General features: G+C 37.6%; 24 protein-coding genes and 1 tRNA gene. 13 read left to right on the forward strand and 12 right to left on the reverse strand.

Annotation, left to right across the window (positions count from 1 at the left end; genetic code table 11):
- Nucleotides 1-34: 34 nt before the first annotated feature.
- The 6 genes from ACFOUY_RS06100 to ACFOUY_RS06125 all read left to right on the forward strand — a co-directional run bounded on the left by ACFOUY_RS06100 (nt 35) and on the right by ACFOUY_RS06125 (nt 5,612).
- A complete protein-coding gene (locus ACFOUY_RS06100) occupies nt 35-1,582 on the forward strand; it encodes a GH3 auxin-responsive promoter family protein (protein ID WP_378959586.1) in 1,548 nt (515 codons plus the stop codon).
- Between the two features lie 341 nt (nt 1,583-1,923).
- A complete protein-coding gene (locus ACFOUY_RS06105) occupies nt 1,924-3,111 on the forward strand; it encodes a 1-deoxy-D-xylulose-5-phosphate reductoisomerase (RefSeq protein WP_378959587.1) in 1,188 nt (395 codons plus the stop codon).
- A 29-nt stretch (nt 3,112-3,140) separates the two neighbouring features.
- Entirely contained in the window at nt 3,141-4,457 is a 1,317-nt protein-coding gene (rseP, locus tag ACFOUY_RS06110; protein WP_378959588.1) for an RIP metalloprotease RseP, read from the forward strand.
- A gap of 74 nt (nt 4,458-4,531) precedes the next feature.
- A complete protein-coding gene (locus ACFOUY_RS06115; RefSeq protein ID WP_378959589.1) occupies nt 4,532-5,062 on the forward strand; it encodes an iron-sulfur cluster co-chaperone HscB C-terminal domain-containing protein in 531 nt (176 codons plus the stop codon).
- Nucleotides 5,063-5,152: 90 nt separating this feature from the next.
- Nucleotides 5,153-5,443, forward strand: coding sequence for a DUF3817 domain-containing protein (locus tag ACFOUY_RS06120; protein ID WP_378959590.1), 291 nt, complete (start codon nt 5,153-5,155; stop codon nt 5,441-5,443).
- An 89-nt stretch (nt 5,444-5,532) separates the two neighbouring features.
- Nucleotides 5,533-5,612: transfer RNA gene (locus ACFOUY_RS06125), tRNA-Leu, on the forward strand.
- 89 nt (nt 5,613-5,701) lie between these two features.
- Here ACFOUY_RS06125 and ACFOUY_RS06130 read toward each other — a convergent pair.
- Entirely contained in the window at nt 5,702-6,166 is a 465-nt protein-coding gene (locus ACFOUY_RS06130) for a hypothetical protein (protein WP_378959591.1), read from the reverse strand.
- Between the two features lie 98 nt (nt 6,167-6,264).
- Here ACFOUY_RS06130 and ACFOUY_RS06135 point away from each other — a divergent pair, with 98 nt between their 5' ends.
- Complete coding sequence (locus ACFOUY_RS06135) at nt 6,265-6,495, forward strand: helix-turn-helix domain-containing protein (protein WP_378959592.1); 231 nt, start codon at nt 6,265-6,267, stop codon at nt 6,493-6,495.
- A gap of 17 nt (nt 6,496-6,512) precedes the next feature.
- Here ACFOUY_RS06135 and ACFOUY_RS06140 read toward each other — a convergent pair whose 3' ends face one another.
- The 9 genes from ACFOUY_RS06140 to ACFOUY_RS06180 form a co-directional block, all read right to left on the reverse strand.
- The gene (locus ACFOUY_RS06140; protein ID WP_378959593.1) at nt 6,513-6,761 is read right to left on the reverse strand and encodes a hypothetical protein; all 249 of its coding nucleotides are present in this window, start codon (nt 6,759-6,761) and stop codon (nt 6,513-6,515) included.
- 2 nt (nt 6,762-6,763) lie between these two features.
- The gene (locus ACFOUY_RS06145) at nt 6,764-7,141 is read right to left on the reverse strand and encodes a terminase small subunit (protein ID WP_378959594.1); all 378 of its coding nucleotides are present in this window, start codon (nt 7,139-7,141) and stop codon (nt 6,764-6,766) included.
- 127 nt (nt 7,142-7,268) lie between these two features.
- Nucleotides 7,269-7,871: a hypothetical protein gene (locus ACFOUY_RS06150; RefSeq protein WP_378959595.1), complete on the reverse strand. Its 603-nt coding sequence runs from the start codon at nt 7,869-7,871 to the stop codon at nt 7,269-7,271.
- 117 nt (nt 7,872-7,988) lie between these two features.
- Nucleotides 7,989-8,960, reverse strand: coding sequence for a hypothetical protein (locus ACFOUY_RS06155; protein ID WP_378959596.1), 972 nt, complete (start codon nt 8,958-8,960; stop codon nt 7,989-7,991).
- Nucleotides 8,960-9,244 (reverse strand): excisionase family DNA-binding protein, encoded by a 285-nt coding sequence (locus ACFOUY_RS06160; RefSeq protein WP_378959597.1) that lies wholly within the window; start codon nt 9,242-9,244, stop codon nt 8,960-8,962. The genes ACFOUY_RS06155 and ACFOUY_RS06160 overlap by 1 nt, the downstream gene beginning before the upstream one ends.
- An 83-nt stretch (nt 9,245-9,327) precedes the next feature.
- Complete coding sequence (locus ACFOUY_RS06165) at nt 9,328-10,029, reverse strand: hypothetical protein (protein ID WP_378959598.1); 702 nt, start codon at nt 10,027-10,029, stop codon at nt 9,328-9,330.
- A gap of 3 nt (nt 10,030-10,032) precedes the next feature.
- A complete protein-coding gene (locus tag ACFOUY_RS06170) occupies nt 10,033-11,364 on the reverse strand; it encodes a site-specific integrase (protein WP_378959599.1) in 1,332 nt (443 codons plus the stop codon).
- Between the two features lie 156 nt (nt 11,365-11,520).
- The gene (locus ACFOUY_RS06175) at nt 11,521-13,086 is read right to left on the reverse strand and encodes a recombinase family protein (protein WP_378959600.1); all 1,566 of its coding nucleotides are present in this window, start codon (nt 13,084-13,086) and stop codon (nt 11,521-11,523) included.
- 33 nt (nt 13,087-13,119) lie between these two features.
- Nucleotides 13,120-13,311, reverse strand: a complete 192-nt coding sequence (locus ACFOUY_RS06180; protein WP_378959601.1) for a hypothetical protein — start codon at nt 13,309-13,311, stop codon at nt 13,120-13,122.
- A 110-nt stretch (nt 13,312-13,421) separates the two neighbouring features.
- Between ACFOUY_RS06180 and ACFOUY_RS06185 the strand changes: the two genes are divergently transcribed.
- The 6 genes from ACFOUY_RS06185 to mobC (ACFOUY_RS06210) all read left to right on the forward strand — a co-directional run bounded on the left by ACFOUY_RS06185 (nt 13,422) and on the right by mobC (ACFOUY_RS06210) (nt 18,997).
- Complete coding sequence (locus ACFOUY_RS06185; protein WP_378959602.1) at nt 13,422-13,823, forward strand: hypothetical protein; 402 nt, start codon at nt 13,422-13,424, stop codon at nt 13,821-13,823.
- Between the two features lie 52 nt (nt 13,824-13,875).
- Nucleotides 13,876-14,694 (forward strand): TIR domain-containing protein, encoded by an 819-nt coding sequence (locus tag ACFOUY_RS06190; protein WP_378959603.1) that lies wholly within the window; start codon nt 13,876-13,878, stop codon nt 14,692-14,694.
- Between the two features lie 93 nt (nt 14,695-14,787).
- Nucleotides 14,788-14,982: a hypothetical protein gene (locus tag ACFOUY_RS06195; protein ID WP_378959604.1), complete on the forward strand. Its 195-nt coding sequence runs from the start codon at nt 14,788-14,790 to the stop codon at nt 14,980-14,982.
- A gap of 186 nt (nt 14,983-15,168) precedes the next feature.
- Entirely contained in the window at nt 15,169-15,576 is a 408-nt protein-coding gene (gene mobC, locus ACFOUY_RS06200) for a plasmid mobilization relaxosome protein MobC (protein ID WP_378959605.1), read from the forward strand.
- Nucleotides 15,561-16,832 (forward strand): relaxase/mobilization nuclease domain-containing protein, encoded by a 1,272-nt coding sequence (locus ACFOUY_RS06205; protein ID WP_378959606.1) that lies wholly within the window; start codon nt 15,561-15,563, stop codon nt 16,830-16,832. Before mobC (ACFOUY_RS06200) ends, ACFOUY_RS06205 begins: the two co-directional genes overlap by 16 nt.
- Before the next feature lie 29 nt (nt 16,833-16,861).
- Nucleotides 16,862-18,997: a conjugal transfer protein MobC gene (gene mobC / locus ACFOUY_RS06210; RefSeq protein WP_378959607.1), complete on the forward strand. Its 2,136-nt coding sequence runs from the start codon at nt 16,862-16,864 to the stop codon at nt 18,995-18,997.
- Nucleotides 18,998-19,056: 59 nt separating this feature from the next.
- On the opposite strand, the gene ACFOUY_RS06215 is transcribed toward mobC (ACFOUY_RS06210), so the two are convergent.
- Both ACFOUY_RS06215 and ACFOUY_RS06220 read right to left on the reverse strand, forming a co-directional pair.
- Nucleotides 19,057-19,812, reverse strand: a complete 756-nt coding sequence (locus ACFOUY_RS06215) for a response regulator transcription factor (protein ID WP_378959608.1) — start codon at nt 19,810-19,812, stop codon at nt 19,057-19,059.
- Nucleotides 19,809-22,970 (reverse strand): ligand-binding sensor domain-containing protein, encoded by a 3,162-nt coding sequence (locus tag ACFOUY_RS06220; protein ID WP_378959609.1) that lies wholly within the window; start codon nt 22,968-22,970, stop codon nt 19,809-19,811. Before ACFOUY_RS06220 ends, ACFOUY_RS06215 begins: the two co-directional genes overlap by 4 nt.
- Nucleotides 22,971-23,075: the final 105 nt, after the last annotated feature.

Consider the following 23,075-nt stretch of genomic DNA (forward strand, 5'->3'; position numbering starts at 1 on the left):
CCCCTGAAGGGGGAGTTCAAATCCGATAAAAATTATGCAGATAGGTAAATACGATCGAAAGGCAAAGCCCCCTTCAGGGGGTTGGGGATTTAAAGCAGCATTAAGTAAACCATTTGCAGCGGTTGCGGTTTGGCAAGTAAACAAATGGAAGCATAATGCGGTCGAAGCTCAAAACAAAATATTATCAAAACTGGTTGAAAGTGCTCGTGAAACTGCTTTCGGAAAAGACCATCTTTTTAATGAAATAAAAAACTATTCCGATTTTAAGAAAAACGTACCTGTTCAGGATTACGAAGGACTAAAACCTTATGTAGACAGAGTTGTAGCTGGCGAAGCTGATGTACTTTGGAAGGGGAAACCACTATATTTTGCCAAAACATCTGGAACAACTTCTGGCGTAAAATATATTCCGCTTTCTAAAGAATCGATGCCTGAGCATATAAAGGCTGCTCGAAATGCTATTCTAACGTACATCAACGAAACGGGTAAAACAGATTTTGTTAATGGTAAAATGATTTTTCTTCAAGGTAGCCCGGTTTTAAATGTTAAAAACGGAATTAACGTAGGCCGCCTTTCGGGTATTGTGGCGCATCATGTTCCTGCATATTTGCAAAAAAATCGTTTACCTTCTTACGAAACCAATATTATTGAGGATTGGGAAGAAAAGGTTGATGCAATAGTTGATGAAACCATTGACGAAGACATGACTTTGATTTCAGGTATTCCGCCTTGGGTTCAAATGTATTTTGATAAGCTTTCAGAAAAATCGGGAGGTAAGAAGATTGCCGATGTTTTTAAAAATTTCAGTCTGTTTATTTATGGAGGTGTAAACTTCGAACCTTATCGTGCAAAAATTGAACAAAGCATTGGTAAGAAAATAGATTCTATTGAAACTTACCCTGCATCTGAGGGTTTTATAGCTTATCAGGATTCTCAAAAAGATAAAGGACTGTTATTATTGGCTGATGCAGGCATCTTTTACGAATTTATTCCTGCTGATGAATATCATAATGATAATCCAACCAGATTATCGCTTGGCGAAATAGAATTAGACACTAATTATGCTTTAGTTTTAAATACGAATGCAGGTTTGTGGGGCTACAGTATTGGAGATACAGTTAAATTTGTATCTAAAAATCCACATAAAATTGTGGTTACTGGTCGCATAAAGCATTTTATATCTGCCTTTGGCGAACATGTAATTGGAGAAGAAGTAGAATATGCACTTTTGAGTGTTGCAAATGAAGAAAATATAGAAATAACAGAATTTACGGTTGCACCACAGGTTAATCCAAAAGAAGGAGAATTGCCTTATCATGAATGGTTTGTAGAGTTTTCTACCACACCTAAAGATATGGCTGCTTTTAGTAAAAAGGTTGATTTAGCTTTGCAAAAGAAAAATATTTATTACTTTGACTTGATTGAAGGGAATATTTTGCAGCCGTTAATTATTCGTACTTTGCAAAAAGATGCTTTCGTTAATTATATGAAAAGCGAGGGAAAATTGGGCGGGCAGAATAAAGTGCCAAGGTTAAGTAATGATAGGAAATTGGCGGATGGATTGGGGAGATATGTTGTTTAATGGTTTTATTGTTATATTGTTGCATGATTCCCTGTTGCAACTTTAAACAATAAAAAATGGAACAGAATTATTTGCAATTGAATCAAATAACCGCTTACAAAAAATCCTTTCATCTTAGTAATTTGATATGGGAACTTACGTCGAAATGGGATAGTTTTGCGAAATAGAGAAAGCAAAAGTTAGGAAATTAATAAGCGAGGAAGATTAAAATAATATTTTTTCGATATTAGAAATTTTGCCAAAGGAAATTCATCAGCTAATAAAATTTACAAACGAAAAATTAAAAATTTGAGTTTCATGCATTTTAGAAAAAGCAATGAAATGATAGAAAGAAATAACAATTGAGCGATATAACAATAAAACAATCTGTTAAAAATATAATCATACTAGGTTCTACAGGAAGTATAGGAACGCAGGCGCTCGAAGTAATTCGAGATAATCCTGCAATCTTTGAGGTTTCTGTATTATCTGCGCTAAAAAATGCTGAATTACTTATTCAACAGGCTAAAGAATTTAAGCCTGATGTTGTTGTAATTTGTGATGAAAGCAAATATCTTGAAGTTAAGAACGCTTTAGCCTCCTTTGATATTAAAGTTTTGGCGGGAGAAGAAGCCCTAACAGAGGTTGCGGTTCACACAAAAGGCGATATCGTACTAACTGCATTAATGGGTTCAGTTGGTTTAAAGCCAACAATTGCAGCTATAAAGGCTGGAAAAAACATAGCGCTTGCAAATAAGGAAACCTTAGTTGTAGCTGGCGAATTGGTTACACAACTGGCTACGGAGAATAATGTTAAAATTCTTCCGGTAGATTCAGAGCATTCGGCAATTTTTCAATGTCTGGTAGGCGAGGAAAAAAACGAAATCGAGAAAATTTATCTTACTGCATCTGGTGGACCCTTTTTAGGTAAAAACAAAGATTTTTTATCAACTGTAAAAAAAGAGCAAGCTTTAAAACACCCAAACTGGGTAATGGGCGCCAAGATTACCATCGATTCTGCTAGCATGATGAATAAAGGCTTAGAAGTAATCGAAGCAAAATGGTTATTTGGTTTAAATGTCGACCAAATCGATGTAATTGTTCATCCACAATCTATAATTCATTCGTTGGTGCAATTTACTGACGGTTCGATGAAGGCACAAATGGGTGTTCCTGATATGAAATTGCCAATTCAGTACGCAATTAATTATCCCGATAGGCTAAAAAACAATTTTAAACGTTTTAACTTCTTGGATTACCCAAATTTTAGCTTTCAAAAAGCCGATATGAAAACATTCAGGAATTTAGAACTGGCCTATAATTCTTTAAGTAAAGGAGGAAATATGCCTTGTATTTTAAATGCGGCTAACGAAATTGTAGTGGAGGCATTCTTGAATGATAAAATTGGATTTTTAGAAATGAGCGATGTAATTGAGCGTTGTATGGAGGAAATCAGTTTTATTCAAAATCCGCAATTGGACGATTATTTAGAAACTGACAAACATAGCCGTATCTTAGCGGCCGAATTAGTAACAAAAAGTATAAATTAACATCTAACATAAAAATTTTATAATAGAGTATGAATGGATTGATTATGGCGGGGCAGCTGCTGCTCGGATTGTCTTTATTAGTAATATTACACGAATTGGGGCATTTTCTGGCGGCCAGAGCATTTGGTATCAAAGTAGAAAAGTTTTATTTATTTTTTGATGCATGGGGTTTTAAACTTTTTAGTTTCAAAAAAGGAGATGTAGAATATGGAGTGGGATGGTTGCCTTTAGGTGGCTATGTAAAAATTGCCGGAATGATTGATGAGAGTATGGATACGGAGCAAATGTCTCAACCTGCTCAGCCTTGGGAATTTCGCTCTAAACCAGCCTGGCAACGCTTAATTGTAATGCTTGGCGGTATTATTGTAAACGTAATTGTGGGTATAGTCATTTTCTGGATGCTAACTTTTAAATACGGTGAAACGTTTACACCAAATAGTGCCGTGGTAAACGGTATTCAGGTTGGTAAGGTTGCATCTGATATTGGTTTAAAGAACGGGGATAAAATATTAGCAATTAATGGTAACAAAGTTATTCGTTTTGAAGAATTAAAAAGCTCGAAAGTTTTAATGGGCAATACCATGCTAACGGTGATTCGTGGCGATAAAACAATCGAAATTAAAGTTCCAGATGATTTTCTGAATAAGGTAGCAGATGGTAAGAGTTTGTTTGCTGAGCCTCGCTTAAAAAGTATTGTAGATAGTTTAATGACTGGCTATGGTGCAGAAAAAGCAGGTATGAAAGTTGGTGATAAAATTACCGCTGTTGACGGTGTTCCTGTAAACTATCAGGATGAAGTAAAACCTCTTGTATTAAAGAAGAAGGGAAAAACTGTTGCGGTTTCAATTGAAAGAAACGGACAGCCGCTACAGTTAAATGTTAATGTTGACACTGCTGGCGCTATCGGTTTTTACGGTCACTTTAACGAAATTCAACGCAAAACTATAAATTACAGCCTTTTTGCCGCACTACCTATTGGTGCAAATATGGCCTGGAGTACCTTTATGGATAACGCAAAGGGCATTGGTAAAATGATAACCGGTAAAGTTAGCGCTCGTAACATTAGTAGTCCGATTGGTATTGCAAAAGTTTATGGTAGTACATTCGACTGGGTTAAATTCTGGACTTTAACGGGTTTAATTTCAATGGCATTAGCTTTTATGAACTTGTTGCCAATTCCTGGTTTAGACGGGGGTCATGTAGTGTTTCTTTTAATCGAAATGGTGCAACGCAAGCCAGTAAGCGAAAAAGTGTTAGAAAAGGCTCAAATTGCTGGTTTTGTGATATTGATAAGTTTAATGGTGTTTGCTTTTGGTAATGATATTTTAAAAATATTCGGTAAGTAAAACCAATTTTATATAATTGCCGCAGCTATTAGAAATTAAAATTCTATTAGTTGCGGCTTTTTTAATTTATACCCATGAGTGAGCAAAAAAAACAACCTAATTATTTTGAGTTCTATGAATTACCTATCCAGTTTAACCCTGATTTAAATACGGTAAAAACAAAATTCTATGCTTTTAGTAAGAAGTTTCATCCTGATTTTTATGCGAATGAAAGCGAAGAAAAGCAACAGGAAGTTTTAGAATTAGCTACATTAAATAATAAAGCATATCAAACTTTAAGTAATCCAAAAAAACGTTTGAAATATGTTTTAGAATTAAAAGGTATCGTAGAAACGGATGAAGGCTATCAGCTGCCTCAAACCTTTTTAATGGAAATGATGGATATAAATGAAGCTTTGATGGATTTAGAATTTGAACCAGATGTTGAAAAAATGATTCAGGTTAAAGCAGGTATAAGTTCAATTGAAAATCAGTTATCATCAGAATTAAATAATTTAGTTGTTAAATATGATGAAACTAGTGATGAATCTTTGTTTCCTGCAATTAAAGACATTCATTATAGAGAAAAATACATTGCCAGATTAAAAGAGCGTTTAAATCCGTAATATTCTGCGGTTAACATGGTATTGTAAAATCATTTATTAGTTTTTGATTGCCATTCTGTTTGCCTTACTTTCGGGAAAACAATCAGATATATGAGTTCTCTTTCCATTTTTAGAAAAGTTGCTGTTTTAGAAGGTATCTCTTACTTGCTGTTACTATTCGTAGCCATGCCTTTAAAATACTTTGCTGATATGCCTCTGGCTGTTAAATACACTGGTTGGGCACATGGGTTATTATTTGTGCTGTATGCAGCGTTATTAGTTTTAGCCTGGCAAGAGCAAAAATGGAAGTTTGGTAAAGCAGTTTTGATTTTCTTAGCTTCTTTATTGCCGTTTATGCCTTTCGTTGTTGATAGAAAATTGAAAGACGAGCGGGCATTATAATTGAATCACAACGGATTAAGATCTATTTTGAAATAATTTTGTGATTTAGCCTTTCGTTGCATACATTTGCATCCCCGCACAATAAGAATGCCCAGTTGGCGGAATTGGTAGACGCGCTGGTCTCAAACACCTGTGGGAAACCGTGCCGGTTCGACTCCGGCACTGGGTACATTAAACCCTCTCTATGTTATTTAGAGAGGGTTTTGTTATTTTAGGGTACGGTTTCGGGTACAAAAATTTTAATAAATTTTTCAAAAGTTATTGTTTACCGAATAGTTTATCAATTTGTTTTACGGTATACATATTAGTATATCCAACAATCCCGTTTTCATCTAAAGAGGTAGAATGATAAAAGCGTATTACTTTACCACCTAAAAATTTGCTAAAGTTCAAAAGCAAATAACCGTCTCCTATATCTAATAAAACATTTTCTTTAGGCATTTCTTTAAATCCATTTTGTAGGTATGAATATAATGTATTAAAATCTTCTGTTGATTTTAAGCTAAATTGTTTCCAGTCCGTAATTTTTGAAAATTTTGCGTCCAGATACCTGAATAAATATGTGCTATCTTCATATTTATAACATTCAATTGAGACGGTGGAGTTTCCACCCGGAGCAATTTTCCCAATCATTTCTTTTTTAGGAATATCCATTTTTTTAATTTGTCCATAACATACTGAACAAATTAATGTGATAGCAAGCAATAGGATTATTTTTCTCATTCTCTTTTTTTAACAAAGTAATAAAAAATAACTCACTTATGAGTGATTGCCTAATTTTCGTTTTAAAGTGATTTTGCTTCACTAATCTATTAGTGAGAATGAGTGCATCAATTGATGATTACGTTATATCAAAAGTAAAGGAATTTAGACTAATAAAAGGTTTCAGTCAAAGCTATATAGCCAACGAATTAAATGTTTCGGTAGGATTTATTGGAATGGTTGAAAGTTCTAAATATTCAAATCACTATAACTTAAAACACCTCAACAAATTAGCAGAGGTGTTAGGGTGCAGTCCAAAAGATTTTTTACCAGATAAGCCGATATTGTAATCTGGTAGGTCGGTTCTTTATCGTTTCCGCTCTTTGGTTTTAAATACGGTTACCCTCAAATTAAAGGTTTTCCTCAATGATTTAATATAGGTTTTAAACTCTGTTTCTGTGAACTCATTATTTTGGCATTTCACTATGCCATATCTTTCAAATGCAGTTATCCATTTATCTGGTTTATTATCTGGTTTAATCCTTTCCAGCACTTCATTAGCCTTTTTTATGTCTCCTGTAAATAAAGCTTTTAAAAACTCTCTTTTATCACTCATTGTTAATTTAATTTAGCCAGTAATCTGTTTACAAGGGCATCAACTTCATGGTCTTTCATTGATGAGATTATTTTTAATTCATCTGTATAAGCTCCTAAATGTCGCATTAGCAAATCCATTGCCCTCAATCTATTGCTCTCAATTTTACCATTCAAGGCGATATTTTTAATCATGTTAATTACTCTGGTTACAGTTATTTCAGCATTTTCAACCGCTATTTTATGGTATTTAGAAATCTCATCAATGATTTCAACATTTTTCAACAACCTTTGCCCTGCACTATATGCAGTTTTTTTAGAGTATCCGGCAAATTTTGCCGCTTCTGTTGCGTTCCCTAATTTTAAATATTCCGAAATAAATTTCTTTTGCTTATGGGTCATGGTTTAAGGTTTGAAAAATAGGATGTTTTAAGGCTGTTTAAAGCATTCAGATTAGCGAACACTTAAATAGTTGCGCTAATACTGATATTGCTTCTGGGTTGTTTTTAATGCGAAATAACATCGCTGTTTAATCAAAATAAATATCCAGTTTTTCTAATGTCGCTAATTCCTTATCTTTTAACTTATTCAGTCGCTCTGTTGTTTTTGCTTCAAGTTCTGCCGGGTCTGGCTCGCCATCATGTTCTCTAATCATTTTTTGACGTTCCTCTAATGTTAAACTGTTATCAGAGAGGTTTTTTATATATTCTGCTTCTGGGTTTGGTTTTCTTTCCCATACCTCTGAAACTTCTAAACGTGTTGCTGGTGGAATATCTGTATTATTCAAAAAATCAAATACTTTGCTCTCATCCATTGCCCACACTTTTACCTCTAATTGAGTTGGCATTTTGCTTGCCTCTGGGCTTCCCGGAGCGTATCTCTTTTCTAAATTCTTTATAATTTCCTCTGGGTTGTGCTGGCAACTAGTTCCACGCTCTGCGCTTGTAAATACTACATCTGTTAAACTAAAATTGTCTGGGTTAACATTCGCTTTTAATACTATATCCGGGAACGCTGAAAATGTTTTCATTATGTCATCATTTACCGGGGCTGGGAGTGTAGTGCCAAATTTGTTTTTCAGCTGGTTTAGTATCCTTGTTTGAACTTCTGTTTTTAGTGTTGAATTTTCCATTTTAATTGGGTTGTTTTTATTGTTAAAAAATGAGATTGACTATTATTTTTATGGGTATGTAAAAAGCAACGTTTGTAAACTCTTATCTAAATTGAACATTTGTTGTCTCGAAATTCTTTAAAACTGCTTTGCAAAAGTGGTTGCTTGCATATTGCAATTAACCGTTTTTATAAAGTCTATATTTTGCAGTTTATTATCATTTACTTCTTTGCTTTTGTGGTTGCTTCCATTAAGTTCAAATAGTTTTGAATTAATCAATTCTAAAACTTCTGTATAGTAATTTTCACAACCGTTTTTTGAGATAATTTGCTCAAATCTTTGTCTGGCTTTTGGGGCTGCATATCTGCTTAATTCCTGCCAATAGTCTGGGTTTCGATAGTTTGCTACTGCATTCCGTTGCCGGCTTGTTAGCTGGCTTAAATTGACTGATTTGTCATTAACCAATACCAGACTTAACATTTTCAATAAATCGTTGCTCAATTCCGCTAAGTTGCTTTGATTTAAGTCTGCCAAAGTGTTGATGTTTATCTTTTGTAGATGCCTTGATTTGATTACTTTTTTTTCAATTCTCAATAATGGATATGATAGATTATACTGTTTTCCTTTATTATAAATTTTCGCCGCCCAATCAGTAAAATAGCAATCACGTCCGCTTACAACTTGGGTGGGCTTCATTCTATTGAAAGGATGATATTTTATGCCAATTAGACGATTTAAAAAGCTGTCTGGCTCAAAACTTGTAGTAATATTTACTCCGTATTCCATTTTTAAGATATTCCAGTTTTTTGGTATTATACTAAACTGGCTTTGTAGGTACTCAATACAATCTGTTAGTTCTGGGTAAGTGAAATTAGAATAGTTGTTGCCATGCCATAGTTTATGCAAACTTCCAGTCAACCATAACTTGCCAGACGGGTATAACTTAACCGTCATAGCTGCATTTGAATAGCCATCTCTGCCAATAGTTGCTTTGTCAAATTTTGTCTTTATTTCGGCTGTATAAATATTTACTTCCCTTGTAAAGTCAAAACTATTCAAAAGTAATTTAGGGTCTGGGTGTTGGGCTTCTAACTTAATCCAGTCAATCATTACCCTTTCGTTTTGCCAATGGCTAAAGCTGCATCAACTTCCGATTTTTTGAAAAATACCGTTCTACCTGTTTGATAGTATTTGAAGATACCTCGCTTCTTGTATGCGTGTATAGTTGGCTTGGTTACTCCTAGATAATTGGCTAACTCTTGGATTGAGAATGTTTGCTCTGTTTCGTTTGTTATCGTTTCTGGCTTTGATACCGCCATTGCTGCGGTAACGCTTTTTTGAATAATTAACTCTAAACTTTGTAGGTTAATTGATGTAAGAATGATATTTTCCATTTGTACTATTTTAATTGATAGCCAAATGTATGCGTGAAATATTCTTTAGAATAATGTGATAACTATATCAAATATACCTTTGTTTATTTTGGTATAGTTGGTATAATGTTATAGTCAATTTCTTTATTGTAAACTGGGGCTTGTTTAAATGTTTGGTTTACCTCGTCCATATTAAACGCTTCGTTTACTAATTTGTGTAATTCAATATCTGTTATCTTTTTGAAATATCCGAGCCGTTTAAATCGCTTAATATACCCGTATAGTAAACTTGCCGTGGCTGTCTGGCTTTTGGTCATTGTATTATCTGGGTTGATTATTTTTTTTGCAATCAAAGTATTCTGCATGAAGATTAAATGGTCATAATCTTTTGCTGCATCTGATAGAGATTTGAAAATCGTTTTAACTTTAGGCTTCGTTTGATTGGTTTTTAGTTCTTCTATTAAGGCGGTAAATAATTTTATTTCTAACATTGCAGTCAATAAAAATGAAGTATATAAAGCAAGGAATATTTTTACTGTTTCATTGTCGTTACTACTATAGCTATAAGGTTTTAAATAATCTCTTTTCTCTTGATAAGACTCTTTTGCTGTATTTATGCGTCCTTTTAGAAAGAAAATAATTTCATTTTTACCCATAATTTCAATGTCCTCTCTAAATCTTTCAATATCCTCCAATGTTTCCTGTTTGATTTTTGGAATTGAAAGTTCAAGATACTCTGAGTAACTCGGATGTTTTTGTTCAAAAAATAGTATGGTGTCATCTGCAATTTTTGAATATTTTTCCATAAGCTACAATCCTAATTTTTTTAAAGTCTCTGCCAATAGATTTGCTTTATCTTCATTGTTAGCCCGGATATACTTTAGAAAACTGGTTTCTGTTTTGTGTCCGGTTGCGCTCATAATAAGCATAGGAGGTACACCTGCTTTAAACATATTGGTAGCATAACTACGTCTGCAACAATGGGAGGTAATAAGGCTATATAAAGGATGTGTGGTTTCATTTTTTGTATTGCCTTTGGTGTCCGTTACTTTGCGCTCCTCTGTTAAGTCTGCAAGTTTTGCAACTTCTTTTATATAATCGTTAAATTTTTGATTTGATAAAGTTGGGAGGTTATTTGAATACTTTTCTAAAACCGGGCGCAAACGGCTCATTATCGGTATGGTTATTCTACCTCCTGTTTTAATCTGTTTAACCTTTATAAAATTGCCATCAATACTTTTAGGCTCTAAAGTATTAAAATCGCTAAAACGCAATCCAGTAAAACAACCAATCAAAAATAAATCCCTTGCCTTGTCTAAAGAGGCATAACTTAATTGTTCAATTATTTTGCCTCTGGAATGTTGTACCGTCTTTTTATGGTCTGATAAATCTAAACCTCCTATTTTGTCAATCTGTTCTAATGTTAAATATAGCGTGTCAGCTTCATAGCTGGGCATTACGAAATCTTTTGCTTTAAACTCTGTTGAGCCTGTTTCGCCCATTACCGTTTTAATGTCTTTAATATAGCTCGCAAATGTGCTTACTTCTTTTTTTTCTTCATTGTAGCAATAAAACCTAAAAGCCTCATAAAAATCTTTATTTATATCATCAAGGGCTAAAATATTAATATTATAAAATTGCATGTATCTTTTTAAGGCAGATACTGTAATTCCGTAATTTTTTATTGTATTGTGAGTGTATCTATTGCCTGCACTTTTGCCAATTGAAATTAAACGTTTGCCACTTGTACTGTCAGCAATCATTTGCTCTAAATAGCTAATTAGATTGTGTTTAAATTTTGGGGCTGGTTGGGGTTCGGCTGGTTTTGGCTTATAGATTAAGTCCAATTGTTCCCTAATATGTTTTACCGTTAAATTTTCGCCTTTGGTTTCGGTTACTATGTTGACTGCATCTAATGCAATATCTGCAAGTCTTTTATTATGTTGCTCTCCATAAGGTGCAATTGTTTTAACTGGCTTAACGTTGGTGCTTGTATTGCACTTAGGTTGAAAATGCTTGTCATTTACACTTACTTGTGTATGGTATTTTAATCTTTGCCCATTAAATGAATAAAGCATTTTTATTGCTTGTGTTCCTTTTGCGCTTATTAAAGTATCTAAATAAAATTTAGGCTTTGCCATACTGTACCCTATTTAATTGTAAGGTACAAATTTAGGTACAGTTTTATCTAAATCCTACTATATTTCATTTTATTTTAAAATAGCTATAAAGTGCTTTATTTGGATAATAAAGGCATTTTAATTGCCTTTATTAAAGTTGTGTAAACTCTAACATCTTTATAAATGTATTCCGGCACTGGGTACAAAGCCGTGATCACTACGAATTTTCGTTCTGACACGGCTTTTTTTATTGCCTAATTTGCTGTTTATCAGATAAATAAGTTGCGCTGCTTCGTTCACTTTTCCGGTTCGATGTACCTGTCCGTCAAAACTCCATTTTTCGGGAAAGATCGAACCGATCATATCCCTCTGCCTCCGAATATCTGCGTTTAAATACAATAGATCAAGCTTTTTAAGATTTTCTACTGCTTTATAAACTACTTTATCAATATCAATTGTCGCAGCGCTATTCGCAAGGAAATTATTCAGTTTGACTTCTAGTCTGGCGATTTTCTCCTCCGCTTCATTTTTAATTAATTTATAATCAGAACCGCTAATATCGTCGGCCAGCAAAAGTTCCCTGGCTTTAGTAATACGGTTATTGTTTTCCGTGATCTCGGATATAAATTTCTTACGTTCGTTGCGTAAATATCCTGTTCCACCTTGATACAAATCCAATATTACTTCTGTATACAATTCGGCCATACCCGGCTTTGGAATAAATTCACGCAGTTTGTCTACAAAAGCCATATTAACCGGCTCTGCCTTATAACGCACACCGCAAGATGGCTGACAATGATAGTAATGATAATAATTATTCCTTCCCGTAGACGCGCTGCCGGTCAGTAAACGGGTACAACGATTACAGTTTAGAAAACCTCTTAACGGCAATTTATCGGGCGTAACAACCAGCACTCCATGAGAACTATTGATGCCAATGTCCCTCACCCTGCCGTCCATTGCTTCTTGTGCTTTGTAAAACAATGCTTCTGATATCAGCGGCTCGTGTAAACCTTGTACCATCTGTTCATCTTCATTCTTATAAGCAGCTACTAAAACTTTTCCGCAATATCCCACATTCCTTAAAGCCGTTCTGAAACTGGTTGCACTGCATTTCAAGCCCCGGTGAACTGCCATTTTCCAAATTTCCTGGGTAGTGAATACGCCTTCAGCAATCTGCTCAAAAGCCCAACGCATATGGGAAGCTTCCGGTTCATCTATTGCTACGTATTTTGTTCCGTTCTCCCTTGTTCTATTAATATATCCAGGTGGCGCAACGCCTAACCAGCGACCTTCTTTTCTCGCCTGGCGCATACCATGCTTGACGTTCAGGGCCCTACGGTCATTTTCAATCTCCGGTGTGGTCAAATAAACAGCCAACATCATCTTGTTTTCCGGCACGTTCATATCAAGTGGCTGTTCAATAGCCTGCGGTTCTACACCTATCTTTCGTAGGGTACTTATCATTTGGTACGCATCACTGGCATTCCGGCTGAACCTGTCCCATTTGGTAAATAGTACGAGATCGGTTTTACCCTTTGATTTCTTCAGCTCGCGAAGCAAATTCTTCCATTCCGGTCGTTCAAATGTTTTCGCTGAATGATCTTCAAAAATGATCTTTCTAACTTTGATAGTATTGATTTCACAGTACTTTAATAGTACGTCTTCCTGTAGCCGCTGGGAGTATCCTTTATCGGCCTGCTCGTCAGTACTTACCCTTATATATAAATCAGCTATCCTCATGATAAATTGTTAATTATAATAAAGCAATCAAAGTTATTTAACATTTTGTTTAAATCTGATTTCCAGTGCTTTAAGTTCTGTATCTATGGCTAATTTACCGAATTTATACATGAAATCCAAAATTAATTTTACCTCTTCAAGGCTAACATTTGTACCATGTTTTTCCAGTATTTCTACTGCTTTAGTGGGTGTTACGTTACGTTTTTGAGAATAGATTATTTCCATGCTTCCTGTTGTTTAGATCACAATATTGCCCACTCTTCAAGTCGGGCGTGGACAACTTGCCTAAAATAAAAGCTGCTTAATTTTTATATTGCAGCTTAAAATAGAAACCAATGGAAGCAATGGAATATGAATATTTAATGAGAAGCGTGTATCAATGTGGCAGAGGTGGTGCGCCTGGTGCGGACGCTGATTATTACAGAAAGATGGAGCATGCCGAAAGAGCCTACAAGTTAGATGTAGAAAACATCAAAAATCGTGTTATGCGCATTAGCACAAAACCTATTGAAGACCTTAAATACGAATACGAAATCGAATGTAATTCTATTTGGCTATACGTGTCAAAGGCCATAAGTAAAGCTACCAAGACTTTTCGTCACAAATTTTCGGACGCTGAAATCTCGGAATTAAGAAGTTTAACAAAAAGGCCAACTAAACTGAATAAAGAAACAATTGATAAAACTATCGACATAGCAAGTGAGGTTTTCATTAAACATGAAATCCAGCCTCAGTAATTGACTGGAAACGTAGATGTATATTGCAGAAATTAGGAATAATATATTTTATATGAAGGCTCAGCAAAAGCACTATATCGATCAGATAGAAGAGTTTAAGGGATTAGTTATACAGTATTATAATAATCCAACGTTAGATATCAGAACTAAGATTAGCAAGGGGATTTTGAATATTCAAAAAATCGTACGTAATGCTGGAACCGAAAAACGTGTAACGATCTCTCCTCCGCCAATGGTAGGCGGTTACCAATTGTCTAATGCAAATCCATTCGATTTAATATTTGATGCCCCTTACGGAATGGATATGACAACCGTTATTATTGATATCCTCGACTCAACTGTTGGTGTAATTGAGCATAACAAAGATTTTAATGTTACCAATCCTAAAAAACAAACAGTAAAGAAATTACCTGGTAAATCTAATTCTAAAAAAATATTTTTAGTTCACGGTCATGACAATGAATTGAAGGAGAAAACGGCACGCTTTCTTGAGAAGTTAGGATTGGAACCTATTATTTTGCACGAACAATCAAATCAAGGCAAGACAATAATTGAAAAATTTGAGGCAAATTCTGATGTTGCTTACGCAATAGTGCTTTTAAGTCCGGATGATGTAGGCCGCTCAATCAAAGATAATTCTGAAAAGCAAAATTTTAGAGCACGTCAGAATGTTATTTTCGAGTTGGGATATTTCATTGGCAAACTTGGAAGGCAAAGTGTATGCGGTCTTTTAAAGGGAGCCATTGAAACCCCTTCTGACTATGATGGTATATTGTATATTCAATATGATGAAGCAGACGGCTGGAAATTACTTTTAGCTAAAGAGATGAAGAATGCAGGATTAAGCGTAAACTTAAATAATGCTATATAGCTCAAATTATTGTGTGGATCAAACTTTATGTTAGGCAACTTGCCTAATCCCTTACACTCACCTTTCCACCTTTGACTATCAATTCAGATAGTCATGAGAAATGCAAAGACAAGACCCGACCTTAAAGGTCGCAAATTCAACGGCACATTGCTGCCGAAAATCAAGCGTATCCGCCAGGAGCCACGCCAGAAAATCCGGCAGCTTTTAAGAAGTTTCGTGCCAATGGAAACTATTCGAGCAAACGAAAAACCGGTTAGCCGATCCGCTAATTCCGGCGATACTTTATAAAGCGAATCCATAACATTTATTCATCACATCACCAAAGTTCAGGACACCTTCCCGAAGGAGCTTTCTTTAGCCCGCGTGGTCTAAGCAAAGATGTATTTTTGCATGCGCAAAAGAATCTTTGCTGGCCTCGAGGCCAGGGAATTTGCTCGGAACTCGCAAATCCTGAACTTTCAAAAAGTGTAGTTTATGACACGAAAGAAAGTGAACGACCCCGAAGGTCTGCTTAGCCACAACCTCATCATCCGGGTTACTGAAAGCACCTATAACGGACTGGAAAAATTAAGGAAAGAAAGTAAAAATCTTTCGATTGCAGCCGTTGCACGCAAGATCTTATCAAGTCAGAAAATCAACCTCTACCACCATGATGTTTCGCTAAACCCAATTATGGAAGAGCTTGCCCTGATCCGAAAGGAACTAAAAGCGATTGGGGTAAATATCAACCAGATCACGCGGAGTTTCAACCAGGACAGAACCGGAACAAGCCGGGCTTACCACGTTACCAAAGCAGCAGAATTATATAAACAGGTTGATGTAAAGGTAGACCGCCTACTAAAGATCATATCCAAACTCGCAGAGAAATGGTTGCAAAAATGAGCATTGGCAAAAGTATCAGGGGAATGCTGCATTACAATGAGAACAAGATCATCGCAGGGGAAGCCAGTCTGATCATGGCCAGCGGCTTTGCAGGAGAAATAGACCAGATGAATTTCCAGCAAAAGCTGCAACGCTTTAATAATCTGACCGAACTGAAGCCCAACGTCAAGACCAATGCGCTGCACATCTCGCTAAATTTCGATGCCAGTGAAACATTGAGCAACAGCAAACTTCAGGACATCGCCATTGCCTACATGGAAAAGATAGGGTTTGGCGACCAGCCTTTCCTGGTCTACCGCCATGACGATGCTGCTCACCAGCACATCCATATTACCACGACCAACATCACAGCGGCAGGCGAACGCATCGACCTGCACAATATCGGTAAACTGCTATCGGAACCTGCCCGCAAATCCATCGAGCAGGAGTATAAGCTCGTCAAAGCCGAAAGTAAAAAATTCAAGCAGGAACCCGGCATTATGCCTGCGGATTTGACTAAAGCACAATATGGACAGTTGCCCACCAAACGGGCGATCAGTAATGTGGTGACAGCGGTAACCAGGGATTATAAATATACCAGCCTTGCCGAACTCAATGGTGTGCTCAAAAGCTTTAATGTAGTCGCTTTGCGTGGTGCCGAGCATACCGCCATGTTTGAAAAGAAAGGCCTGATGTTTTCGCTGATAGACGCAGGTGGCAAAACACTTGGCGTACCGATCAAGGCCAGTTCCTTTTACAGCAAGCCTACGCTACGAAACCTTGAAAAGAAGTTTGAGCGGAATATTGATAAGCGTAAGGTTTACAAAGAGCCGCTTAAAAACGCCATCGACCAGATACTGAACAAATACACGGCGATCAGCAAATCCACATTTGTGGCAGAGCTGAAAAAGCAAAACATCATGGTGGCATTTCGTACCAACGAACAGGGACGCACCTATGGCATCACCTATATAGACCACGGTAATAGAACGGTATTCAATGGAAGTGATCTGGCCAAAGCCTACAGCGCCAAAGCATTGATGGAACAGTTCGCCACTACAGACAATTTAAAAGTAAAACCGCGCCAAACGTCCCTGCTAACCAGAAACAGGCCATCGCTCAACTTGCTGGAAAAAGAACACAAAGATTTACCTAACCTTTTGCACAGAGAACCGGACAAGTTGCTGCAATCTCTGCTGGAAAACCCCAATAAGGAAGACGGTTCACCACTGATGCCGAGAAAAAAACGCAAGAAACGCAAGGGCATGCGCTTCTGAACATCCATTAACCATAAAAATAAAAATATATGCAGACCGGAGAAGACACTCAGGGACTTAGGAAGATCATCGACTTTACGCGATTGATCAGCCTGTTTATACTCAGTATCCATTTTTATATTAGCTGTTATGAAGCCTTTCAGGCATGGCATTTAACAGTGGAGATTACCACCCGTATTATAATCAATATTGGCAAGACAGGCTTATTTATGGGTATGCTCAAACCAAAGTTGGCCGCACTGGTGTTCCTACTTATTTCCCTGGTCGGTGCAAAAGGCAAGAAAGAAGAAAAGACCAGGAAAGAAACTATTGCCATTTATCTGGGGGCGGGTTTGCTGTTATATTTTATCAGTAGTCTATGCTTCTATCTACAAGCTTCGGCGGTAATTATTACGATGAGCTATATCGGACTAACTGCTATTGGTTATTTGTTGATCCTGACTGGGGGTGTTCGCCTTTCCCGCCTGATCAGTCTCGGACTGACCAAGGACGTCTTTAATACCGAAAACGAAACCTTCCCGCAGGAAGAAAGGCTGCTGGAAAATGAATACTCTATCAACTTACCAGCCCGCTACGCTCTGAAAAAGAAAACTCGCAATTCCTGGATCAATTTTATTAACCCTTTCCGGGGGCTGCTCGTAGTCGGTACTCCAGGCGCGGGTAAATCTTATTTCGTTATCCGCCATGTGATAGACCAGCACCTCAAAAAAGGCTTCAGCATGTTCATCTATGATTTTAAGTTTGATGACCTCACAAAGATCGCCTACAACAAGCTGTTAATGTATAAGGATAATTTCAAGGTGAAGCCACAATTCTATCTGATTAATTTTGATGACCTTTCGCGTACCCATCGCAGTAATCCGCTTGATCCGCAGAGCATGGAAGACATTACGGATGCGACAGAAGCGTCCAGAACAATACTTTTGGGATTGAACAGGGACTGGATCAAAAAGCAGGGTGAGTTCTTTGTAGAAAGTCCGATTAACTTTTTGACGGCTATCATCTGGTACCTGCGCAGGTACCGTGACGGCAGGTATTGTACTTTACCGCATGTGATCGAGCTGATGCAGGCCGATTATGAAGAACTGTTTCCTTTATTAAAAGAAGAGGAAGAAATTAAAGTGCTGATCAATCCTTTTATCTCGGCTTACCAGAACAAGGCGACCGATCAGCTGGAGGGACAGGTCGCAAGTGCTAAGATCAGTCTGGCCCGTTTGTCTTCACCGCAACTGTATTATGTACTATCCGGTAATGATTTTACGCTGGACATCAATAATCCGCAAGCACCAAAGGTAGTTTGCATGGGTAATAACCCGCAAAAACTGCAAACCTATGGCGCGGTGCTATCGCTTTATATTTCCAGAGTGATCAAACTAGCGAACCGGAAGAACCAATTGAAAAGCAGTTTGATCTTTGATGAGTTCCCTACTATATTCTTCAATAATATAGACAGCCTGATAGCAACGGCCCGTTCCAATAAGGTATCTACTACTTTAGGGATACAGGATTACAGCCAGTTGAAGAAAGAATACGGACGCGAGCAGGCCGAGGTCATCATGAATATTGTAGGCAACATCATTAGCGGGCAGGTGACCGGCGACACAGCCAAACAACTTTCCGAACGGATAGGTAAGATCATGCAGGAACGCAACAGTGTCAGCATCAACAGTGCGGACACTTCAGTTAGTAAATCCACGCAACTGGAATACGCGGTGCCCGCATCAAAGATCTCAGGCCTGTCTTCGGGTTCTTTTGTAGGTATGGTAGCGGATAATCCGGATAAAAAAATCGACCTTAAAATATTCCATAGTGAGATACAAAACGATCATGCCGCCATCAAAGCTGAGGAAGATCAATACCAACCCATTCCAGCTATTGCAAACGTTAGTGCTTTAGATGTAGAAGAGATTTATAAGATGATCAAAGCAGACATCGCCGACCTGATTGAACTGGAGATTGGGGTTTTAAAGGCAAAGAAAGAAGCGTTGGATGCGGCGCAGACGAAGTTGGCTCCAGAGTCAAGGGAACAAGCCTGCGAAGGCATAAAGATAAAAGATACAAAGCAGAGAATCAAAAGATCTAAGAAAAGTAATATAACCCACGCAAAACAACCTATAATCAAGCTAGGATTAGAAGGTGAAAATGATAAACCGATGTCTATGTAAAGAGTATGTTCCTCGTTTCATCTAAGTTCCATTAAGGGAGGTTGTACTGTTTAGATAGTTTAAAGGGATTTAAGAAAGGCTGTTGGTGACATCTTAAATTGCCTTAAAAAAGTTCTACTGAAATGGTTAGGAGAATTGAATCCCGTGATGTTTGACACTTCTGAAATTCGATAGTCGCCAGTGGCCAGCAGTTCCGCCGCTTTTTTCAAGCGGGCTACTGTAATAAGTTCTACTAAGCTAACCTCCGTAATAGAGCGAATTTTCCGGTACAATGTTGGTTTACTGATGAATAACGCGTCTGCCAAGTGTTCAGATTGCAGATCTGATTTTTCCATATTATCAATTATAACCTGATTTAGTCTTTCCATGAACACTTCATCTTCCCGGTTATTTGCGATCGATTTAAAGTGGATAAGCGGTGAACGGGAAAAGTAAGCCTTGATCATGCTTCTGTTCGTTAGCAAACTGGCAATCTGCGCTTTTAGATGTCTAGGCGAAAATGGCTTTTCTACATAAGCGTCGGCACCGATCTCCAATCCTTCGATCTTTGACAACAAGGTGTTTTTGGCCGTTAGCAATAGTAGTGGAATATGATTCCACTGTGTACTTGCTTTTAAGCGTTTGCATAATTCAAAACCATCTATTATCGGCATCATTACGTCGCTAATGATCAGACTAACGGGATTTCTTTTTAGTATAAAGTCAACTTTGCTAGGGTCTTGCGTTTTAATAATATCATAGTCCTTCGTCAGGGAGTCTTCTATGAACTCCAAGATCTCGGCATTATCATCTATAAGGAGTATTAGAGGTTTCATAACACTTTAGTCAGATTCGAAAGTTTAAATTCTACATCCTGATGGATGGGTAAAGTGAGTAGAAACACGTTTGTTTTGCCGTTGTAAGCCGCAAGTACCAAGGAACCACCGTGAAGTTCCGCCAGGGACCTTGCCAGAGACAGCCCGATCCCAGATCCGGGTTTATGTGCAGAGTCAGGTATCCGGTAGAAACTCTCAAATACCTTGTCTCTCAAAGTATCGGGTATTAGAAAGCCGTCATTACAAATGCTGATCGTAAACGTATTGGGTCCAATTATCACAGCACACAGTTCAACAATTACCATTTTCTCTGCATATTTGATCGCGTTACTAATTAAGTTGTCCATAATCTTGGTAAAAGCTTCCAAGTCAATAAAAGCGGACAAGCGTGGCTCATGAACTAGTGTCTTAAATTCCAGCTCCTTTTCCCTGGACATTACTTGATAGGTTCCCGTTATTTTTTTTACAAATTTGGAAATATCCATCTGCACGTAACTCAAGTTCAATCCGTTGGTTTCTGTGGCCCTGAAATGGAGGAGCTGATTTGTAAGCGCCAGCAGACGGTCGGTATTCCGTTCTATACTTTTTAGGTTCTTTTGTACAGTTTTGTTATCACCAACATCATCCATTACGTTTTCAAGCGGTCCCTTGATTAGCGTGAGCGGTGTTCTAATTTCATGCGCTACATTGGTAAAAAATTCGATCTTAGCATGGTAGACCTCCTTTTCTTTAGCCAGTTCAAGTTGTTCAAGCTTCTTTCTACTTTTTGACTTAATTCTATGGTGATAACTTGTAAAACCCCAATAAATCAATGCTGCCGCCAACAATGCGTATAATATCCAAGCCCAACCACTAAGCCAGTAAGGCTGATGTATGGTGATTACAAGGACTTTTTCGGCCCCCTTTTTTCCAGTGGCGTCTACTGATCTAACCCGAAACGTGTAAGTGCCGGGAGATAGTTCTGTATAGTAAACGCGCCGGTTACTGTTCAGATAATTCCAATTGTGATCTACACCCTCTAATTTGTACGCATATCGTAAAACCTGTGGCGATATGAAGCTTAACGCGGCGAATCCAAGGTTAAATGTGGATTGATCATGCCGCAGTTCAATTGAATCTGTGCTAGTGATGGTTTTTTTTAAAATAGTTTTATCAATCTCAAGTTCATGGTTATCAATTTGAAAACTGGTTAGGTATATTGGCGGAACTACTGTCCCCGTGCTTATCTCCTCTGGTTTGAAGCAAATTAGCCCCGCAACTGTCCCGAAATAAAGCGTATTCCCATCGCTGAAGGCTGAATTATAATTAAATTGATCCGTCAGGAGGCCTTGTGCCCTGGTAAACAAGGACATTTGCTTACTAAACAGGTTCAAGCGCACCAGCCCCTTGGAAGTAGTAATCCAGAGATTTTTTTGCTTGTCTTCTAGTGTTTCCAACACCAAATTACTTGGTAAACCATCATCCGTTGTAAGGCGGGTGAATGTTTTCGCGTTATTGCTCATGTGGGTAAGTCCGCCGTTTTCAGTGGCAAACCAATAATCCCGGTTACTATCTTGGTAAACACCGCAAACCATATCGCTACTTAGGCTGTTCGGGAGTTTTGGATTGTGTCTGTAATTAGTATATGTTTTTAACCTTGGGTTATAGCTAAATACACCTTCTCCTATAGTTCCGATCCAAAGTATTTCTTTGTCATCCTCAATTATGGTGCTGACATACAGGTAAGATGGCAAGCCTCCAACAAGCTTAAAAGTATCTTTTTCCTGTTCATAAATGTAAACCCCGTTGTTTGTACCTACAAATATTTGACCTTTTCTGGTTTTGAAAATAGAGATGATAAAATCTGATTTCAAACCGCTGCGTCGGTCTTTTGCCCTGTAATGTCGTAAAGCTTTTCCGGTATTGATGTCGAGCACATCGAGGCCGCGTTCAAAGGTTCCGACCCATAGTTCTTTGCCCATACACAGCAAACCGTGAATATTATTTGAACTAATGCCACTGTCGCCGGCGCCAGCTCTGAACGAAGTGACTGCGCCCGTCGCTGCGCTTATCCTGTTCAACCCGGCGTCTTCTGTTCCAACCCATAGGTTACCGTTAGCGTCTTTGCGTATTTCTCGTACAGCATTTCCGCTGATGCGATTCACAGAAGAATTGGCAAAATATTTTTTAAAAATAGATCGTTGGGGATGATAATAATTAACGCCGCCAAAATAGGTGGCCAACCACATCCCTCCTTCACTATCTTTTTGAAGAGCGTAAATGGCGTTGTCAGATAGCGCGTACGGATCTGTATAATTCTGCCGAACTTTAGTTATGGTTTTAAGCTTTAAATCGTAGATATACAAGCCTGATTCAGTAGCGACCCATATTTCGTTATCGGTATATCTTGCTATGTCACGCACAAATACAGGTTCACCGGAAGGGACAGGATATATTAAAGGAGTTGTAACTTTTGAGTGCACGTCGAATGCTAGCAAACCGGTTGTTGCCCCAATAAAAAGAATGTTATCTGAGCGATAGATTTTAATGACACGACTAACTTCATTCTCTAATGACTTGATTCCCTGGTTCTGGGGTAAAAAAAGGTTTTTAGATGAATTATAGCTGTAAACGGATCCATAGTCTGTGCAGGCCCATATTTCATTACCATGACAGGTGAAAGATGCAACTGGTGAATGCTCATCTTTCAGATACCGTATCATGCTTTTGTTTCCGCCGTCATAACGGTACAGCTTTGAACTGGTCAATACCCATAACCGGCCAGCAGTATCAGTTTCAATGTGTTCAATCTCAGTTTCCGGGACAGCCTTTACCGCAGTAAATGTTTCGGTTCTCTCATCAAATTTGAAAACACCTTTTCTGGTACCGATCCATAATGCTCCATTTTCGGCATTTATGATCTGTAAAATAAAGCCACGTATAGGTTCCGGAAACCTTTTATCTCGAAAATTTTTAAACGTATAGCCATCAAATCTGCTTAAACCTTCCTTGCTGCCAAACCACATAAAACCTCTGCAGTCTTGCAATAGTGAAAAAACAGTATTGTTACCTAATCCGTCCTCCACGCGGTAGTGCTTGAAGTAATACGGCTGTGCAGCACTGCTGTAACTGACGAACAGGAATAGCAGCAGATGTATGATTTTTAGTTTAACGGACATATCGGTATATCAAATTTACACATACATATTTTAATAGAGAACTTGGAAAGTCAGAACGGTCAATATGATACGATTTGAATAGCATTTGATACCGTCAGTTAAGTC

The sequence above is a fragment of the Pedobacter jamesrossensis genome, from assembly GCF_042650905.1.
GTDB classification, from domain to species: domain Bacteria; phylum Bacteroidota; class Bacteroidia; order Sphingobacteriales; family Sphingobacteriaceae; genus Pedobacter; species Pedobacter jamesrossensis.

What these genes read in the sequence shown, in the direction of transcription:
- ACFOUY_RS06140 (WP_378959593.1), bottom strand. Translation starts at nt 6,761, where the DNA reads ATGAGTGATAAAAGAGAGTTTTTAAAAGCTTTATTTACAGGAGACATA.
- ACFOUY_RS06155 (WP_378959596.1), bottom strand. Translation starts at nt 8,960, where the DNA reads ATGATTGACTGGATTAAGTTAGAAGCCCAACACCCAGACCCTAAATTA.
- rseP (WP_378959588.1), top strand. Translation starts at nt 3,141, where the DNA reads ATGAATGGATTGATTATGGCGGGGCAGCTGCTGCTCGGATTGTCTTTA.
- ACFOUY_RS06120 (WP_378959590.1), top strand. Translation starts at nt 5,153, where the DNA reads ATGAGTTCTCTTTCCATTTTTAGAAAAGTTGCTGTTTTAGAAGGTATC.
- mobC (WP_378959607.1), top strand. Translation starts at nt 16,862, where the DNA reads ATGCAGACCGGAGAAGACACTCAGGGACTTAGGAAGATCATCGACTTT.
- ACFOUY_RS06205 (WP_378959606.1), top strand. Translation starts at nt 15,561, where the DNA reads ATGGTTGCAAAAATGAGCATTGGCAAAAGTATCAGGGGAATGCTGCAT.
- mobC (WP_378959605.1), top strand. Translation starts at nt 15,169, where the DNA reads ATGACACGAAAGAAAGTGAACGACCCCGAAGGTCTGCTTAGCCACAAC.
- ACFOUY_RS06175 (WP_378959600.1), bottom strand. Translation starts at nt 13,086, where the DNA reads ATGAGGATAGCTGATTTATATATAAGGGTAAGTACTGACGAGCAGGCC.
- ACFOUY_RS06135 (WP_378959592.1), top strand. Translation starts at nt 6,265, where the DNA reads ATGAGTGCATCAATTGATGATTACGTTATATCAAAAGTAAAGGAATTT.
- ACFOUY_RS06115 (WP_378959589.1), top strand. Translation starts at nt 4,532, where the DNA reads ATGAGTGAGCAAAAAAAACAACCTAATTATTTTGAGTTCTATGAATTA.
- ACFOUY_RS06185 (WP_378959602.1), top strand. Translation starts at nt 13,422, where the DNA reads ATGGAAGCAATGGAATATGAATATTTAATGAGAAGCGTGTATCAATGT.
- ACFOUY_RS06150 (WP_378959595.1), bottom strand. Translation starts at nt 7,871, where the DNA reads ATGGAAAATTCAACACTAAAAACAGAAGTTCAAACAAGGATACTAAAC.
- ACFOUY_RS06130 (WP_378959591.1), bottom strand. Translation starts at nt 6,166, where the DNA reads ATGAGAAAAATAATCCTATTGCTTGCTATCACATTAATTTGTTCAGTA.
- ACFOUY_RS06220 (WP_378959609.1), bottom strand. Translation starts at nt 22,970, where the DNA reads ATGTCCGTTAAACTAAAAATCATACATCTGCTGCTATTCCTGTTCGTC.
- ACFOUY_RS06190 (WP_378959603.1), top strand. Translation starts at nt 13,876, where the DNA reads ATGAAGGCTCAGCAAAAGCACTATATCGATCAGATAGAAGAGTTTAAG.
- ACFOUY_RS06145 (WP_378959594.1), bottom strand. Translation starts at nt 7,141, where the DNA reads ATGACCCATAAGCAAAAGAAATTTATTTCGGAATATTTAAAATTAGGG.
- ACFOUY_RS06160 (WP_378959597.1), bottom strand. Translation starts at nt 9,244, where the DNA reads ATGGAAAATATCATTCTTACATCAATTAACCTACAAAGTTTAGAGTTA.
- ACFOUY_RS06100 (WP_378959586.1), top strand. Translation starts at nt 35, where the DNA reads ATGCAGATAGGTAAATACGATCGAAAGGCAAAGCCCCCTTCAGGGGGT.
- ACFOUY_RS06180 (WP_378959601.1), bottom strand. Translation starts at nt 13,311, where the DNA reads ATGGAAATAATCTATTCTCAAAAACGTAACGTAACACCCACTAAAGCA.
- ACFOUY_RS06195 (WP_378959604.1), top strand. Translation starts at nt 14,788, where the DNA reads ATGAGAAATGCAAAGACAAGACCCGACCTTAAAGGTCGCAAATTCAAC.
- ACFOUY_RS06170 (WP_378959599.1), bottom strand. Translation starts at nt 11,364, where the DNA reads ATGGCAAAGCCTAAATTTTATTTAGATACTTTAATAAGCGCAAAAGGA.
- ACFOUY_RS06215 (WP_378959608.1), bottom strand. Translation starts at nt 19,812, where the DNA reads ATGAAACCTCTAATACTCCTTATAGATGATAATGCCGAGATCTTGGAG.
- ACFOUY_RS06165 (WP_378959598.1), bottom strand. Translation starts at nt 10,029, where the DNA reads ATGGAAAAATATTCAAAAATTGCAGATGACACCATACTATTTTTTGAA.